Source organism: Shewanella chilikensis, from assembly GCF_037953065.1.
GTDB classification, from domain to species: Bacteria; Pseudomonadota; Gammaproteobacteria; order Enterobacterales; family Shewanellaceae; genus Shewanella; species Shewanella chilikensis.
Genome location: NZ_CP149966.1, coordinates 3,757,850 through 3,774,851, shown reverse-complemented (window position 1 = coordinate 3,774,851; position 17,002 = coordinate 3,757,850). Strand labels below are relative to the sequence as shown.

The window sequence follows — 17,002 nt, the reverse complement described above, 5'->3', positions numbered from 1 at the left end:
AGAAAAATAAAACGGCGCCAATCAGGCGCCGTTTTTTATGGAACTCAGTTTAAGTTTAGGAAGCCAAAGGCGCCTCGGCGCGCTCAGCCTTTACGGCGCATACCTTGAACTCGGGAATGTGAGCCACGGGATCCAGCGCATTGATGGTCAGCTTGTTGGCTGCCGCCTCAACGAAATGGAACGGCAGGAACAAGACGCCAGGTTGTGCCCGGCGGCTGACAAAGGCCTGAATCAAGATTTCACCGCGGCGGCTTTCCAGTTTGAGCCAGTCGTCCTTGCCGACGCCCAAACGCTCGGCATCCTCAACCGAGATCATCACTCTGGGGGAGCCGAGTTCGTCCAGTCCGGCGGTTTTACGGGTCATGGTGCCGGTGTGGAACTGCTCCAGCAGGCGTCCGGTCGACAGCATCAAGGGATAGTCATCATCCGGCAGCTCAGCCGGTAAACGATAATTGACCGGCTGCAGTCGCCCTTTGCCATGGGTAAAGCTGTTGCGGTGCAATACCCGGGTACCCGGGTGCAGCTCATCTGGACAGGGCCATTGCAACCCGGCTGGGTTATCCGTGGTTCTGTGCCAACTGATCCCGGCGTAGCTGGGAGTCAGGGCCGTGACTTCCTGCCAAATTGCCTGTTCATCGCCATAGTGCCAGTCGGCGTCCATGGCATTGGCCAGCAGTTGCAGTATCTGCCAGTCCGGGCGGGCACTACCTGGCGATTGCAAGGCGACTTCCAACCTTTGAACCCGGCGCTCGGTATTGGTGAAATGTCCGCGCTTTTCGGCAAAGGCTGCTGCCGGCAATACCACATCGGCCATTTCGGCAGTTTCGGTGAGAAATATATCCTGCACTACCAAAAATGGCAGCTTATTCAGCGCCTTGAGCACATGAGCCTGGTCGGGGTCGCTCAGTACCGGGTTTTCGCCCATCACAAACAGGCTCTGCAGCCGGCCATCCAAAATCGCCTGCATCATATGAGAGGCCGGAATGCCTGTCTCAGGGCTCAGCTTGTCAGTGCCCCAGGCCCGCGCCAGTTTCAGCCGCGCAGCATCGTCATCCAGACGTTGATAGCCACTGAAATAGTTGGGCAGGGCGCCCATATCACAGGCACCCTGGACATTGCTCTGGCCGCGCAAAGGGTTGATCCCGGCGCCGTCGAGCCCGAGGTTACCCAGCAATAGCTGCAAATTGGCAATGGCGGTGACATTGTCATGGCCAGTGGTGTGCTGGGTGATCCCCATGGCGTAGTAGAGGGCGGTCTTTTTGGCGGTGCCCAGCATTTCGGCCATGGCCGCTATTTCGCTGCTGCTGACGCCTGTCACCCTGGCGGCCTGCTCCAGGCTGTAATCCGGCCGCAACAGCTCTTCGCGCAAGGCCTCAAAGCCTGTGGTGCGGCTGCGGATATAGGCCTTGTCATGCCAGTCGTTGAGCAGTATCTGCTGCATGATGGCGTTGAGCAGCATCACATCTGTGCCGGGGCGATGACGCACAAACAGCTCGGCGCTGTCGGCTATGCTGACCCGCTTGGGATCGGCGACCAGGAGTCTGGCCTTGCCGCGATTGACGACCGACTTGATCCTCGAGGCAATGATGGGGTGGGCACAGTCGGTGTCCGAGCCCAGGATAAAGATGAGATCTGAATCCTCTATGCCGGGAATGTCATTGGTCATGGCGCCGCTGCCGAGGGCATCGTAGAGCCCGGTCACAGTGGAGGCATGGCACAGGCGGGCGCAGTGATCTATGTTGTTGCTGCCGATAATGGCTCTGAACAGCTTTTGCAGCAGGAAGTTTTCTTCATTGGTGGCCTTGGCGGATGTCAGTGCGCCGAATGAACTCGGGCCAAACTGTTCCAATTGTTCTTGCCAGTGGGCGGCAATATAGCTGATGGCCGTTTGCCAGCTACAGGGTTCCAACTTGCCGTTACGGCGTATCAGTGGCTGGGTTAGGCGCTCTTTACTGTTGATAAAGTCGAAGCCGAAGCGACCCTTGACGCAGAGCATGCCCTGGTTCACAGGTGAGCGCACATCACCTTCGGCCGCAAGGATACGATTCTGGCTAGTGTCTACCTTGAAGCGGATGCGACAACCGACGCCGCAATAGGTGCAGATGGTGCTGGTCACCTTGATGTCGGGGGCTTGTCCTTGGGTCTTGTGGCGGGCATCTACCAAGGCGCCGGTCGGGCATACCTGCAGGCAGTTGCCGCACTGAACACAATCGCTGTCGGCCATGGAGACGCTGAAACCGGCTCTGGGGGCCCGGCGTTCGCTATTGCCTCCTGGCAGCGCCGAGAATTGGTCGGCCTCAAAGCTGATCGCCTTGTGGCCGCTGCGGCGGTGGCAGATGTCAACGCAGGCACCGCAGCTGATGCAGCGGTTGGCGTCGAAACGGATAAAGGGCGCACTCAAGTCTTGGGCAAAGTGTCTGGCCAGCAGTGCCGATTCGCCACTGCTATCTTGCTCTAGCAAGCCCTGGCTGCTGACCTTGTATTCACTGGCGTAGTCTCGCAGGCGACAGTCCATATTGGCCTGACAGCCACATTCGAGGCAGCGTTTGGCCTCGGCTTCGGCCATTTGCGGCGTCAGTCCCAGCTCTACTTCGGCAAAGTTACTCAGGCGCTCGGCCACCGGCAGTTCCGGCATCTTGACTCTGGCACTTTTCACCTGTGAGGGGAAAAGATCTTTGGGTAAATCCTGTTGGGACTTGAGCCCTATCGCCTTGCTGGCATTGAACTCCACTGGCGTCAGTGGGCAACTGAGCCCCTTATTGAACAGGGCGTCTATGGCCTCGGCGGCGCGGCGACCATCAGCGACCGCTTCCACCGCAGTGGCGGGGCCGCGGCGCACATCACCGATAACAAACAGTTTTTCCAGCCCAGTGCTCATGCTGATGTCGCAGCCGTTGATCGTATTCCAGCGGCTGAGCGCCGGAGCACCTTGCAGCAGACGGTTTTCGGCCTGTTGCAGAAAGGCCAGATCCGGTGATTGGGACACGGCGGCGATCAGGGTATCAAACTCGCAGTCGAAGGTTTCGCCGCTGGGCTGAGGTCGGCGGCGGCCGGAGGCATCCGGTTCACCCAAAGACATTTTTTCCAGCGTGACTCGTGCAAGACGGCCGTCACTGGCGGCATGGTTGGCCACAGGATTGGTCAGTAGCAGGAAGTGGATACCTTCCTGCTCAGCTTCATGAATTTCAAAGGCTTCGGCCGGCATCTCCTCTTTGGTACGCCGGTAGATCAGTGTCACCTCGGCGCCGAGGCGTCTGGCGCTGCGGGCACAATCGATAGCAGTATTGCCGCCGCCGACAACGGCGACCTTCTTACCAGTGACCAACTGGTGATCCATTGCCAGATCTTTAAGGTAGTCGACCCCGAGATAGCAGCCGGGAAGGTCGCTGCCGGGATAGTTGAGTGGCACAGCCTTTTGCGCGCCCATCGCCAGACAGAGGGCATGATACTCTTCGACCAGTTTCGGCAGCCGTATCTGCTCGCCTATGGCTGTGTTGGTGTGAATGCGAATGCCGCTGCGCTCCAGCAGCGCTATCTCTTTATCGAGTATCGCCTTGGGCAGGCGATATTCTGGAATGCCGTATCTTAGCCAGCCACCGGCCTTGGGAGCGGCCTCAAAGATGTCCACTTCATGGCCCTGATTGGCGAGGAAGAAACCGGCACTGAGCCCGGCGGGACCTGCACCGATTATGGCCACCTTCTTACCGCTGGGGGCGGCCTTGGGCGGCTGATAGGGTTCGGTATCGGCCAAGTCCAGATCGGCGGCGTGGCGTTTTAGCTGACGTATCGCCAGTGGCTCATCGATCAGGGCGCGGCGACAGGCACTTTCACAAAATGCCGGGCAGACCCGACCGATAGACAGTGGCAAAGGCAGGGTCTGCTTGAGGATCCGCACCGCTTCTGTATGGTTGCCCTGACCTATGTGATACAGGTAAGACTGCACATCAACGCCTGCCGGGCAGGCTTGCTGGCAGGGGGCTTCGCAATCGGCGAAGTGATCTTTCAATATCCGTTTCAGCGTCTGCTGCCGATGGCTGTGCACTGCCTGGGTATGATTCTTGAGCTGCATCCCGGCAATCGCCGGAGTCGAGCAGGCCAGCAGCGGTCTGTCACCGTCGGCCATTATCTGGTCGAGCCGGGTCAGTTGGCACAGGTGTTCATCAGCGCCTTCTGTGGTAGCCGCGTGGGCGTCTGTATGGTGACACAGACAAGGAATGTCGATGCCGGCCCGCTGGGCCGCCTGCAACAGGGTCTCGCCCTCAAAGGCGCTGACGGCCTGGCCGTCGATATAGATCTCAAACATGGGCAGCCTTGTTATTTGCTCACCTTGATGGCGGTGAAGTAGGGACTAATTAAGCTGATAACTATGCAGTATATCGATCGAGTGTGTTGCTTCATTGAGCTGGAACAGGCTTTTGCCGGGGAATTCACAAAGCTTGGTGACTCTGTGCACTTGTCTGAAAAATGGATTTTGCTCAGTGTGATCTGGCTCGGAAGGAGATCTTTCTGACACACATCTGCACATTAAACTGAGGTGAAGTTGTCGCTGAGGGTTTCAATGCGGGCAGTCGGGGAAAGCACGCTGGAGTAAGTCGCTATTTTCCTGAAATATGAAGAATATCGGCAGCAGATTCGAGATGATTTGCTCTTGAGAAGGACACGTAAAATTGGTTCCGAGGCTATGTTTCTACTGCAAAATCATTGACTCCCTGACAGCGGTATTTTCAGCTAGATGGCTGCAGGTATAGTTTGTCATTGAAGGCTGCTGCTCGGTATTACCACTGGTTTATTTGCTGATTGAGTTGGCATATTTGATTTTTTGTCACAGTTTTTTCACCGTGGAATTAGCTAGAGTGTGCCAGATGCTTTACCGGAACAGACGCGGAATGCGGCGCCGGCGAAAAAAAATCAAGCTTCTGTCCGCAGTGGCATAGGTTTCAGCGGCTGCTTGGGTTAAAATCCCTCGTTTGCTACGTCCTTAACACCAAAGAAAGTTGAAATCGCATGTTTGAAGTCAATCCGGTAAAAAACAAAATCAAGGAGCTTGCCGACCGCACTATGCTCCTTAGGGGGTATCTTTGACTATGACGCCAAGAAAGAGCGTCTGGAAGAAGTAAGCCGCGAGCTGGAAAGCTCCGAAGTATGGAATGAGCCAGAGCGTGCTCAGGCCTTGGGTAAAGAGCGCTCGGCGCTGGAAGTTGTGGTTAAGACCATAGACGATATGGATGCGGGCCTCGAAGATGTCGAGGGGCTGCTGGAACTGGCCATTGAAGAGGAAGATGAAGAAACCTTCAATGATGCCAACAGTGAACTGGGCGATCTGGAAAAGCGTCTGGAAGAGCTGGAATTCCGCCGTATGTTCTCGGGCCCACAAGACGCTTCCGACTGCTATCTGGACATTCAGTCCGGCTCCGGCGGTACTGAAGCACAGGACTGGGCCAATATGGTGCTGCGCATGTATCTGCGCTGGGGTGAAGAGCATGACTTCAACCCTGAACTTATCGAAGTCTCAGACGGCGATGTGGCCGGTATCAAGAGTGCCACCATCAAGTTCAGTGGTGAATATGCCTATGGTTGGTTGAGAACCGAAACCGGCGTGCATCGTCTGGTACGTAAATCGCCCTTCGACTCGGGTGGTCGCCGCCATACCTCATTCTGTTCTGTGTTTGTTTACCCTGAGATTGACGATTCCATCGATATCGACATCAATCCGGCCGATCTGCGTATTGACGTGTACCGCGCCTCGGGTGCCGGTGGTCAGCACGTTAACAGAACCGAATCTGCGGTGCGTATTACCCACCTTCCGACCAATACCGTGGTGCAGTGCCAGAACGACCGTTCACAGCACAAGAACAAAGACACGGCTATGAAACAGCTGAAAGCCAAGCTGTTTGAGTTGGAGATGCAAAAGCAAAACGCCGAGAAGCAGGCGGCGGAAGATGCCAAGTCGGATATCGGCTGGGGCAGTCAGATCCGCTCCTACGTGCTGGATGATTCCCGCATCAAGGATCTGCGCACCGGGGTGGAAACCCGTAATACCCAGGCCGTGTTGGACGGTGATCTGGACAGATTTATTGAAGCCAGCCTGAAGTCCGGGCTGTAACAGAGAAGAAGCGGAAAATGACTGAACAAGTATTGGATGAGAACAAGCTGATCGCGGAACGTCGCGCCAAGCTGGAACATGTACGCCAGGGCTGCCCGGCCAATGGTCACCCTAACACTTTCCGTCGTAGCCACAAGGCTGCCGAGCTGCAGGCGCAGTTCGCCGATAAGAGCAAAGAAGAACTCGAGTCTCTGGGCTTCAAGACCGCCATTGCCGGTCGGATCATGGCCAAGCGCGGCCCCTTCCTGGTTCTGCAGGACGTATCCGGCCGCATTCAGGCCTATGCCGGCAAAGAAGTACAGGCTGATCTGAAAGAACGCTATCAGGGCCTGGATATCGGCGACATAGTTGGTGTTAAAGGCACTCTGCACCTGTCCGGTAAGGGCGACCTGTACGTTAATATGGAGGAGTATCAGCTGCTGACCAAGGCGCTGCGCCCGCTGCCTGAGAAATTCCATGGTCTGACCGATCAGGAAACCCGTTACCGTCAGCGTTATGTTGACCTGATCGTCAACCAGGATTCCCGTGACGCCTTCGTCATGCGCTCCAAAGTGGTTTCAGCCATACGTAACTTTATGGTGAAAAAAGAGTTTATGGAAGTGGAAACCCCTATGATGCATGTCATCCCAGGTGGTGCATCCGCGCGTCCATTTATCACTCACCACAATGCGCTGGATATCGACATGTATCTGCGTATTGCGCCTGAGCTGTACCTCAAGCGTCTGGTTGTCGGTGGTTTTGAACGAGTGTTCGAAATCAACCGTAACTTCCGTAACGAAGGTCTGTCGCCACGCCATAACCCAGAATTCACCATGATGGAATTCTATATGGCCTACGCAGATTACCGCGATCTGATGGATCTCACCGAAGAGATGCTGTCTTCCATCGCTCAGGATCTGCTGGGTGACACCAAGCTGCCTTACGGCGAGCACAGCATAGACTTTGGCGGCCCTTACGCCCGCATGAGCATGCTGGAAGCGATTCAGCACTACAACCCAGACAACGCCACGATTCAGGCCATGACCTATGAAGAGGTCAAGGATCTTGAGTTTATGCGTAAGCTGGCCAAAGACGTAGGGCTGGAAATCGAATCTTTCTGGACCTGTGGTCAACTGCTGGAAGAGATCTTTGGTGAAACTGCCGAGCCTAAACTGATGCAGCCTACCTTCATCACCGGCTACCCAGCGGACATCTCGCCACTGGCTCGTCGCAACGATGACAACGACTTCATCACCGACCGCTTCGAGTTCTTCATCGGTGGTCGTGAAGTGGCTAACGGCTTCAGCGAGCTTAACGACGCCGAAGATCAGGACAACCGCTTCAAGGCTCAGGTTGAAGCCAAAGATGCCGGTGACGATGAAGCCATGTTCTATGACGCAGACTATATCACGGCGCTGGAGCACGGCCTGCCACCGACAGCTGGTCAGGGCATAGGTATCGACCGTCTGGTGATGTTGTTTACCAACACTCACACCATTCGTGACGTGATCCTGTTCCCGGCCATGCGCCCACAGGCTTAAGTTCAGTCGCTCGAATTAGACGAGTCTATGCAATGAAGAAGCCGGCCAAGTGCCGGCTTTTTGTTTGCCCATGTTTTTTAGGGGGATTCAGTGCACTCTGGCCCCTTGGCCAACACAATCCGATTGCGGCCCTGTGCTTTGGCTTGGTAAAGGGCGCCATCGGCCCTGGAAACCACGGCATCTATATCGGTATCACTGCACTGAAATTCGCTCAGGCCGCCGCTGATACTGGCGCATTCAGCGGCAATTCCCAAGGCTCTGAGGCGCCGGGCACATTCGTTTCGCAAACGTTCAGCAATCGGTTGTGCCTGCTCGGCAGCAGTGTGGGGCATAAGAATGACAAATTCATCGCCGCCGTAACGGGAGGCGCTATCTTGGGCTCTGAGACCGGCCAGGCAGACCTCTCCCAAAGTAACTATCGCCTTGTCGCCCATTAGGTGACCCGAGCTGTCGTTGAGTTTCTTGAGGTTATCGAGATCGAAGATCAATATGCTGGTCGGGGTTCGGTAACGTTGAAATCGGGCCAAATTTTCTGTCAGTAATTGGAGTAATTTACGGCGGTTGTAAAGTCGGGTAAGCGGATCGCGCTCGCATCTTTCCCTGAGTTCCAGCTCCAAATGATGGCGGCGGGTAATATTGCTGGCGACCCATACCACGGCATCTTCACCATCGACTTGGAAATCCAATGCTTGGATCCGGCCTTCAAACCAGATGGGCTCGGCGGGGCCATGATCTGTGAGTCCCTTGACGTCGTTGCTGCCAAGGCTGTATTCCACAACACAGAGACGGCGGCTCAACAAGGCTTGTGCTATTTGGCCCAGAAACCACTCGCACTTGGGGTGTTGGATGACTTGGGAGATGTATTGTCCTATCAAGGCTGTGCCGTCGTGATAGTAGCGACTGTCGGCACCTCCCAGTACCGCGGCATAACGGCCACTGCGGGTCAGAATAAATACCGGATCCGGTAAAGCGGCGAAGATAGATAAGGTTTGGGACAGAGAAAACATCTTGTCTCCTCCTGGGATTTTGATTTTATCTTAGTCCAATATATTGAATTTACGGGGCAAAATCGATTTTTTCTGCAGAAACTATACTGGAGATCTCGGTGTTGTTGTATCCGAGTTCAACCTGGAGGCTGGTTTGATGAAAACTTCAGCTCTAATGTTAACTTTGACTCTATCTTCCTTCGCCAGCGTCACCCATGCCGCACTCACTGAAGCACAGCAGGTGATGTTGGATGACGCCCTGAGTGCTGCGCCGCCCACCATACGCGCCAATGTTACCGTTGTCGACTGGGATAAAAACGTGCTGCAACAAGGGGATGGCAATTACACTTGCTTTCCTACGCCACCGCAGCTTAAGGGAACGGCTCCCATGTGTATGGACGGTCCCTGGATGGAATGGGCTAATGCATGGATGGAGAAAAAACCTTTTCAGGCAAAAGAGATCGGTATTTCCTACATGTTGGCCGGTGATGGTGGGGCCAGTAATATCGACCCCTACGCCGAAATGGAAACCGCGGATAATCAATGGATAGTCGAAGGCCCGCACCTAATGATTCTGGTGCCTGATCCCGCCATGCTCGACAGTTTGCCGACCGACCCGGCTCAAGGTGGTCCCTATGTGATGTGGAAGGGCACACCCTATGCCCACATAATGATCCCGATCGGCGCCAGAAAATGATGCCTATGGTGTTGAATGCCGTTCATTTTGATTGAACGGCATTTTTATGTTTATGGGATAACAAATTTGCTTTTCAGAGTTCCAGGCCCAGTTGCTTGTTGTGATTCCTTGCATCTTGAGGCAGCTGTAACACCGGCAGAGGTTGGCTGTGTTTGGCTTGCCAGCGGCCACTGAGCAGACGATATAAGCAGATGGCCAGCTCAGGTGCCAGGGCATTATCCGGGGTGTGGATGAACAGATAGGGTTGGCGCTCCTCTTCCAGCCATTGGCATAGCTTGTCCAGCCAAGGCTTGAAGAAGTCCTGATTGGCTTCAAGTTCCGGGTGACCGATAAAGCGCACTGTGGGATAGCGGCCGGTGGCTATGGCATGCACAGGTACTTTGGGTTTCTTTTCATGGGCGTCGATGACGGCGGCACTGTTTGGCAGCGCGGCAAATACCGGTCGGGTGTCCATTATGATGCGGTTGGCGGAGCGCTGCAGCAGCAAGCGGTTGAGCCGACGCTCGGCTTCCCCTTTGGCAAAGAAGGCCGGGTGGCGCACCTCGACCCCGAGAGGCAACTCAGTTGGCAGCTTGCCAAGAAAGGCATCCAGTGACCCAAGGGCTTCAGGGCCAAAATAGCCAGGCAACTGAATCTTCCACAGGCCTGTCTTGGCAAATAGTGGCGACATCACCTGCAGAAACTGCTTGAGTTCATCGTCACAGTGCCTCAGTTGCAACTTGTGAGTGATCTCCTGTGGCAGTTTAAAGGTAAAGCGAAAGTCCTCACCCACGGCATCGCGCCAGTTACTGACGCTGTTTGCCGATGGGGTGGCATAAAAGCTGGTGTTGCCCTCTACCGTATTGAAAACCTCAGCGTAGCGCGCCAGACGCTCTGCTTGAGGCGTCCCCTTTCCATAAAGGCTTTGCTGCCACTGGTTATGGGACCACATGGCCAGTCCCAATTTCAGCTCTGGTATCTGTTGCTGACCGCTCACCACGGGCTCCGTCAAATGGATCTCCGGCGCTATTGTGTCTGCGGTCCCTGACAGGGTCAAGAGTACAGCTGGCACTATGAGGGTCACAAAATGCACAGAACTTCAGCAGAGTTTGAGTTAATAATATATTGAGTTTGCAGCGCTTATTTATGCTTACGTATAATGAATTGACGCATTGTAACCTCAGTGCTCACTGACATAAGGACAGGATGTCATTAAATTGGTTCTATACCGACCCGCATGCTTAGCCTATTCCATTCAAATTAAGGATGATTTATGCCCGATACCCAGAGTGCCTCAGCACAGGATGAGCCGTCGTTCCTGACTGTGACCCTTGCTGACTTACCCGCCGATATTCAATTGAGATTGCCGACAGATAATGCGTTGAGCGCAATAGCCAAGTTGGCCTTGGGGGTATTACTGCTGAGTGCCTCCATTCTCTGGTGGCTGCTGGATGACGCCAGTGCGCTGCAAATAGGCAATCCCATGGTGCTCAACATATTGGTGCTGGTTGGAGTCTTGCTGGGTGGTGCCAGTTTTATCAGTGGCAGGAGCGCAATGCAGCTAAGACAGCAACGGCGTCAACAGGCCCTGGAGCAGCAGCTGGATCAGCGTGTCGTTATCAGTGAGCAAGAGATCCCCGAAGGGTTTGACCTGGTTTTTTCCCAGCTGTCAGCCAGTCGCTTTAGGGTGTCGCTGGAACCAATCAACTGAATGTTGAACCAAGAAAAAACGCAGACTGAGCGCTGCGTTTTACTTTAAGAATGGACGGCGGCCAGTTTGCCTACTCCGTACAATCCCTTGGTTAGCCGACCTTGGTTAGAATTCCGGCCATCTGCAGCAGTTGGCTGAGGATGATCACCACCCCGCACAGCGCCGCCAATACCAGAGCGGGTTTTCCCCCTGCGACCCGGTAGCTGCCCGCCGGCATAGGTTGGCATCGTTGTTTCCAGACCATGGCAACAGGCAGGAATACCGCCAGTATCACCAAGGCAATCGCCGCATAACCCAGGGCGGCCATAAAGCCCTGAGGGTAGAAGAGGGCAAATCCCAATGGCGGCAAAAAGGTGATGGCCGCGGTTTGTAGTCTGTGACGGGTACTGTCGTTGCGGCGCAGAATATCACCCATAAAATCAAATAGTCCCAGGCTGACTCCTAAAAAGGAGGTGGCCAGTGCCAAATCGGCAAATATGGATACTGTCTGGCCTATCATGGGGTTATGCAGCAGTTGTCCCAGGCTGTTGATGAATTTGGGCAGTTCTTTGGAAGCCATCAATTCACTTTGGCTCAAGGCCCCCTGACTGGCCAGTTGCCAAAGCAGGTAGACCAACAAGGGCATAGCCGAGCCGACTAGCATGATCTTCTTCAGCGCCTTGAGATCCAGTCCCACATAGCGCACTACAGAGGGGATAGAGCCGTGAAAACCAAAAGAGGTAAAGATTACCGGCAGCGCCGAGATGACCAAACCTTGCTGCAACGGCAGCTCCAACAGGTATCCCCCTTGGGCATGAGGTAACAGCAGTGTCAGCATGATGACCAGGGCAATAATCTTCAAGGCAAATAACACCCTGTTAATCATATCGACCGAGTGGGTACCTATGGCCACCACCAGGGCGATAAGTAGTGCAAAACCAATGGCGCCCACCTGTGGCGGCAGCGCCAGATCGGCATAGCGAACCAATTTATCGTGGAGCTGGGCACCACCACCGGCAATATAGGCGGCGCACAGGGCATATAGTAGAAACATCATTGCCAGGCTGGCCAGTAACTGCCCTTTACGGCCGAGCAGTTTGTGTGCCAAGGTGTGCAGAGTGGCATGAGCCGGGGCATGTTGATGCACTTCCAGCATTAACAGCGCCGTGTAACTCATCAATCCCCAGAGCAGTAGCATCAGTATCGAGGCGACCCCGAAACCCAGACCGGCAGAAGCCAGCGGTAGCGCCAGCATCCCGGCGCCTATCGTGGTGCCTGCAATGATCAGCATGCTACCGAAGGTTTTGTTATTCTTCATTTTATTACATTCTCAACAAGCATTTTCGTACTGGGTCCCCAGGGTTTTGGTTTGAGGGGGCCCCAAGAGAGCCGGATAACCGGTAACGAAACCTGACAACAAAGCCACAATGGCTCACAGGAGAGGGAAGTTCAGGTCATTATCCCCGCCCAAGCCACTGTGGCTTGGGATAGAGATAAAGCTTGTGTATTGGCCGCATTGCGAATCTCGGGTTGTGTCAATGAACCCAGGCCAAGCGGGCCCGGAAAAGTGTGATTCACCTTAGCGGCGTGAAAAGAGGGTGTCAATGAGTTTGTACTGCTGTAACGGTACGCTGTGACTCGGTTGGCGAAAATTAATTCGGCTGCAGCACTTGAAGCGTCGGGATCTCAGTTCAGCGCCAGCTGTTGTCTGACCAGCTCGACCATGGCCTGGGCGGCAAAAGAGAGTGGTTGCCCCCGGCGCCAGAACAGTGACAGCTCCCAGATCAGATCGGAGGCGGCCAGAGGAATACTTATCACCCCGGCCACCGCGTGGCGCTCGGCAATAAAGCTGGGTAGTATCATGGCACCTGTGCCTGCTGCCACCAGGGCGATACCAAAGTCGGGATGACTGACCCGAGTCACATCTTTGGGACTGAAGCCCGCTCTCTGGCAGGCATCTATCACTAGTTCATGCAGGGCATATTCGGGTTCGAACAGTATCTGTGGAATATCTGCCAATGCCTTGAGGGTCAGCTCTTGGCTATTGGCCAAAGAATGTTGTCTTGGCAATACTACCACCATGGGATCGCGGCGGATCCTGATGCCATCAAACTCATCCTCAAAGGAGATGATCCCGGTCGCCAGTTCGATTTCACCCTTCTTGAGGGCAGCGGTTTGCTCGACGCCGCCGCGAACCAAGAGATGCATCTGCACCTTGGGATAGCGGCTGCGAAAGCGGGCGATGACAGGAGCAAAGAGTTCGGCACTGCCGAGGGGGGCCAGTCCCAGATGCAGTTCACCCGAGTTGAGACTGCGCTGTGCCGCCAGCTCTCTGAGCATGTTGCGACGTACATTCAATAGTTCCTGGCCGTGACGGTAGACGACCTCTCCGGCTGCAGTGGGACGTAACTGGCTGCCGCGTTTGCCCCTTTCCAAGAGCACAAGATCCAGATCCTGTTCCAACTGGCGAATAGACTTGGACAGCGCGGGTTGGGTCAGGTGGATCTTTTCTGCCGCTTTGGCAAATCCGCCGGCATCCACTATCTCAATAAAGTAGCGAACAACTTTCAGATCCAATTGAATAACCTTATGGAATGCAAACTATGCTTAATATTCATTTTTTTTATTTATATTGCAAGACTAGAATAAACTCCAGTTAAGTTATTCGGTAAAGATATGCACTCTTTCAGCAAACGCCCGGCTTCTCCTCACAGAGTGGCGAAAGTCATTTGGCTCCAAGGCAAACACATAAGCGTGACCTTGCTGCAAATTGCGGCTATCTGTTTGCTGGCATGGGCCACTCATGCCTTGGCCGCCGCTTTGCATTCTCCCATTCCCGGCAGTGTGCTTGGGATGCTGGTAGTGTTGTTGGCGCTCGGGCTCAAGCTTATACCGGAAAAGGCTTTGCAACTGGGAGCTGCCTGGTTGATTGGCGATCTCTTGCTGTTTTTTATTCCACCGGTGATTTCAGTACTCAAGTATGAAACCCTGCTGGAGGAGTATGGTTTCAATATTATGTTGACCCTGGTGCTCGGCAGCGCTTCGGTATTGCTTGGAACCGGTTTTGTGGTGGATAGGGTGTTTCGCTTTGAGCGGCGCCTCAATTTGAAACGCCAACTGGCCAAGCATGGAGTGCAAGGGTAACCCTATGTCTCATACCTTGCTTGCTCTTTTGAGTCTGCTGATCACTCTTATCTGTTATTACGGCGCCAAGGCTTTATATCGCAGGCATCGTAGCTGGTGGTTGGCACCGATATTTTTGGCGCCTTTGGCCGTGCTGGCCGTGGTGCTGCTGTTGGCTATTCCGCTGCCGACCTATTTTGAGTACACCCATTGGCTGATGGCATTGCTGGCCCCGGCGACAATAGCTTTCGCAGTACCTATTTACCGCGAGCGCAAGTTGATCCGCCGTTATCCGATCACCATTAGCCTTGGGGTTATGGCCGGACTCATGTTGGGCTTGGTGTCATCCTGGTTGTTGGTCAAATTGGTGCCTTTGCCGAGCGAGCTGAGCCACAGCGTACTGGTGCGCTCAGTGTCGACGCCCTTTGCCATGGAGGCCACTGGTGCCTTCGGTGGCGTGCCGGAATTGACCGCCATGCTGGTGTTGCTCACCGGCGTGATAGGTATGTTGGTGTGTGAGCCGCTGTTTAAATTGGCGCGGATCAAGACCTCTCTTGGGAAAGGAGTGGCTCTCGGCGCTTCTGCCCATGGTGCCGGCGCCGCCAAAGCCAGCGAGTTTGGCCAGCAGGAAGGCGTGATTGCCAGCCTGACGATGATCTTTACCGGTATCGCCATGGTGCTTGGCGCGCCTTTGTTTGCGTTGATTTTTGTTTAATTTAACCGATTTGGATTCAAGTAGATGACCTGACCACAAGGGTTACTGCCGTTTTTGAGTCTATCCATCACCCGATGGCCTTTTCTTGTGGTGACCGCCTGCATCGTCAGGCGTTTTTCCTGAGCCTCTCAGGTAATATGTTGCTTGATTTGCCGGTGCGCCCCACCGGCTTTTTTTTTGCCCTTTTTGTCTGTGAGACTATCTTATCCAATCGCGCTCTGCGGGTTTTCTCCTGCTTGCTTTGGTGCTTCTGCAACCACTTTCTCTATGGTTTATTTCAATGATTTTTTCAGTGGCGGCTTTTGTCGCTTGGGGGTTGAGTAAGCCGGAAAAGTCACTTTGATGACGAAATTAACAAGCAGGATCTGCAGTAAAAGGGCTAGTCATCTAATAAGCTCACTGCCTTGGTTGTAGTTTCTGGTGATTAATTCTGATATTTCATTGTTTTTAGGTTTATTCACTGCAAAGTATTTTGTATATGCTGCCAACTTGTTGATGTATTGTGCGGTTGTAAACTCGGTATTCCATGGTGAATTTTTTTGGTAAAAATTAAAATCCTTATAAAACATTGCTTTGGGTTGGGTTTGTGAATTTTAAAGCATGTTGCAAAGGCACTTTTTAAGCATTTTGCCATTGAATTTTTGAGTAGCATGTTTCACTATCCCTTCCAAGAGCGAACAGGGAAGATAGTTGTGCATCAGGAACGATGCCAAATTGGAACGTACAATGGCGATACTCAAATCTCTTTCCGGACGGATCTTTATGGGTCTGTTCAGCGGCCTGTTGTTGGGCTCTTTGGTGCAATATGGGCTGGGACATATCGGCTTCTTTTCCGGCACTCTGGTCGAGGTAGCCACTGCGGCAGGCACCATGTTTGTTAATATGATCATGATGCTGGTGATGCCGCTGGTGTTTGTCAGCATAGTCTGCGGTGTCTGCGAATTGCAGGATCTCAAGAGCTTTGGCCGCTTGGGCGGCAAGACCTTCAGCTTCTATATCATCAATACTCTGGTCGCCATCCTGGCGGCGGTATGTGTGTCGTTATTGCTGCAGCCCGGTGTCGGAGTGGATATGAGTGGTGGCCAGGATGTGGCCATTACCGCGACCGAATTGCCCAATTTGATCAGCCTGATTGTCGGCATAGTGCCCAGTAACCCTGTCGATGCCTTTATGTCGGGCAACATGTTGCAGGTGATCTTTATGGCGCTGCTGCTTGGCGGAGTTATCAAGTCGCTGGATGAAGCCGGCAGCGCAGCGGTTAGAGGCTTTCAAGTCGCCAATGGGATCATGATGAAGCTCATCATGACTGTGATGCAGCTGGCGCCATTTGGGGTGTTTGCGCTGATGTTCAAACTGGGGGCCACTCTGGAAGCCAAAGTCTTTCTCAGTGTGCTGGGTTATATGGCCATCATTTTGACTATGTTGCTGCTGTGGATTTTCATTGTTTATCCTCTGGCTGTGGCTGTGTTTACCCCGGTCAGCGCCAAGAGTTTTCGTGCCAAGACCCAAGAGCAGATCCTGTTTTCTCTGTCGACTGCCAGCTCCAATGCGACTATCCCGGTGACTATGCGAACCTTGACCGAAAAGCTCGGGGTCAATAAGGCGGTCGCCGGGTTCGGTGTGCCTCTGGGGGCCACTATGAATATGGGCGGCGTGTCGATTTATATCACTATCGCCATCTTCTTTGTTGCCAACGCCTTTGGTCAGCCAATCTCCAGCGAACAGCTGCCAACTCTGATATTCAGTATCTTTTTGCTGTCGGTGGGCGCCGGCGGTGTTCCCGGCGGCGGTATGGTGATGATAGGTGTGCTAATCCATCAACTGGGCTTACCCGTGGAAGCTTTTGCTATAGTGGCGGCGCTGGACAGAATCATAGATATGGTGCTGACCTCCTGCAATGTGGTGGGCGATGCTGCAGTACTGACCATAGTGGATCAAACTGAGAAAGGACATCAGACAGAGGCGGTTAACGCCTTATAGAAAATCCGGCTATTTATCTAATGTCGGTCAGTTAAGCGAACAACAATGGAATTAAGGGCTTCAGAGAGATTTTTAAGAAATCCTCCAGAAGCCCTCGTTGTAACTATAGTTTGCGGGATAAACCGTAATTTTGTTTTTTTAGGGAAATCTTGAATAAAATACGGCTGATTATTTGAAAAAGTGGCTAATTAATCGGGGCGGCTAGTTGC

General features: G+C 53.8%; 12 protein-coding genes. 7 read left to right on the top strand and 5 right to left on the bottom strand.

What is annotated here, in order from left to right:
* Nucleotides 1-55 precede the first annotated feature (55 nt).
* Nucleotides 56-4,303 (bottom strand): formate dehydrogenase subunit alpha, encoded by a 4,248-nt coding sequence (fdhF, locus tag WKR14_RS17105; RefSeq protein ID WP_339087034.1) that lies wholly within the window; start codon nt 4,301-4,303, stop codon nt 56-58.
* A 701-nt stretch (nt 4,304-5,004) separates the two neighbouring features.
* Here fdhF and prfB point away from each other — a divergent pair.
* Nucleotides 5,005-6,103, top strand: a protein-coding gene (prfB, locus tag WKR14_RS17100) for a peptide chain release factor 2 (RefSeq protein WP_162206727.1) whose coding sequence is annotated in 2 segments (ribosomal slippage) — nt 5,005-5,079 and nt 5,081-6,103 — 1,098 coding nt in all. Because the reading frame shifts where the segments join, the coding sequence is not laid out codon by codon here.
* A 17-nt stretch (nt 6,104-6,120) separates the two neighbouring features.
* Nucleotides 6,121-7,623, top strand: coding sequence for a lysine--tRNA ligase (gene lysS, locus WKR14_RS17095; RefSeq protein WP_028779438.1), 1,503 nt, complete (start codon nt 6,121-6,123; stop codon nt 7,621-7,623).
* A 77-nt stretch (nt 7,624-7,700) separates the two neighbouring features.
* On the opposite strand, the gene WKR14_RS17090 is transcribed toward lysS, so the two are convergent.
* Complete coding sequence (locus WKR14_RS17090; protein WP_101052850.1) at nt 7,701-8,630, bottom strand: GGDEF domain-containing protein; 930 nt, start codon at nt 8,628-8,630, stop codon at nt 7,701-7,703.
* A gap of 136 nt (nt 8,631-8,766) precedes the next feature.
* Here WKR14_RS17090 and WKR14_RS17085 point away from each other — a divergent pair, with 136 nt between their 5' ends.
* Nucleotides 8,767-9,306, top strand: coding sequence for a hypothetical protein (locus WKR14_RS17085; protein WP_101052852.1), 540 nt, complete (start codon nt 8,767-8,769; stop codon nt 9,304-9,306).
* A gap of 73 nt (nt 9,307-9,379) precedes the next feature.
* Here WKR14_RS17085 and WKR14_RS17080 read toward each other — a convergent pair whose 3' ends face one another.
* The gene (locus tag WKR14_RS17080) at nt 9,380-10,237 is read right to left on the bottom strand and encodes a DUF72 domain-containing protein (protein WP_234555866.1); all 858 of its coding nucleotides are present in this window, start codon (nt 10,235-10,237) and stop codon (nt 9,380-9,382) included.
* 321 nt (nt 10,238-10,558) lie between these two features.
* On the opposite strand from WKR14_RS17080, the gene WKR14_RS17075 reads away from it, so the two are divergent.
* Complete coding sequence (locus tag WKR14_RS17075) at nt 10,559-10,996, top strand: hypothetical protein (RefSeq protein ID WP_101052854.1); 438 nt, start codon at nt 10,559-10,561, stop codon at nt 10,994-10,996.
* 91 nt (nt 10,997-11,087) lie between these two features.
* Here WKR14_RS17075 and WKR14_RS17070 read toward each other — a convergent pair whose 3' ends face one another.
* Together WKR14_RS17070 and WKR14_RS17065 are read right to left on the bottom strand one after the other, a co-directional pair.
* On the bottom strand, nt 11,088-12,293 hold the full coding sequence (locus WKR14_RS17070) for an aromatic amino acid transport family protein (RefSeq protein ID WP_226565619.1): 1,206 nt from the start codon (nt 12,291-12,293) through the stop codon (nt 11,088-11,090).
* 368 nt (nt 12,294-12,661) lie between these two features.
* Complete coding sequence (locus WKR14_RS17065; RefSeq protein ID WP_101052858.1) at nt 12,662-13,552, bottom strand: LysR family transcriptional regulator; 891 nt, start codon at nt 13,550-13,552, stop codon at nt 12,662-12,664.
* A 99-nt stretch (nt 13,553-13,651) separates the two neighbouring features.
* Between WKR14_RS17065 and WKR14_RS17060 the strand changes: the two genes are divergently transcribed.
* The 3 genes from WKR14_RS17060 to WKR14_RS17050 all read left to right on the top strand — a co-directional run bounded on the left by WKR14_RS17060 (nt 13,652) and on the right by WKR14_RS17050 (nt 16,793).
* Nucleotides 13,652-14,119 carry a CidA/LrgA family protein gene (locus WKR14_RS17060; RefSeq protein WP_101052860.1) on the top strand — a complete coding sequence of 156 codons (468 nt, stop codon included), beginning with the start codon at nt 13,652-13,654 and terminating at the stop codon, nt 14,117-14,119.
* A 4-nt stretch (nt 14,120-14,123) separates the two neighbouring features.
* Nucleotides 14,124-14,813, top strand: coding sequence for an LrgB family protein (locus tag WKR14_RS17055; RefSeq protein WP_025008959.1), 690 nt, complete (start codon nt 14,124-14,126; stop codon nt 14,811-14,813).
* 732 nt (nt 14,814-15,545) lie between these two features.
* Entirely contained in the window at nt 15,546-16,793 is a 1,248-nt protein-coding gene (locus WKR14_RS17050; protein ID WP_101052907.1) for a dicarboxylate/amino acid:cation symporter, read from the top strand.
* Nucleotides 16,794-17,002: the final 209 nt, after the last annotated feature.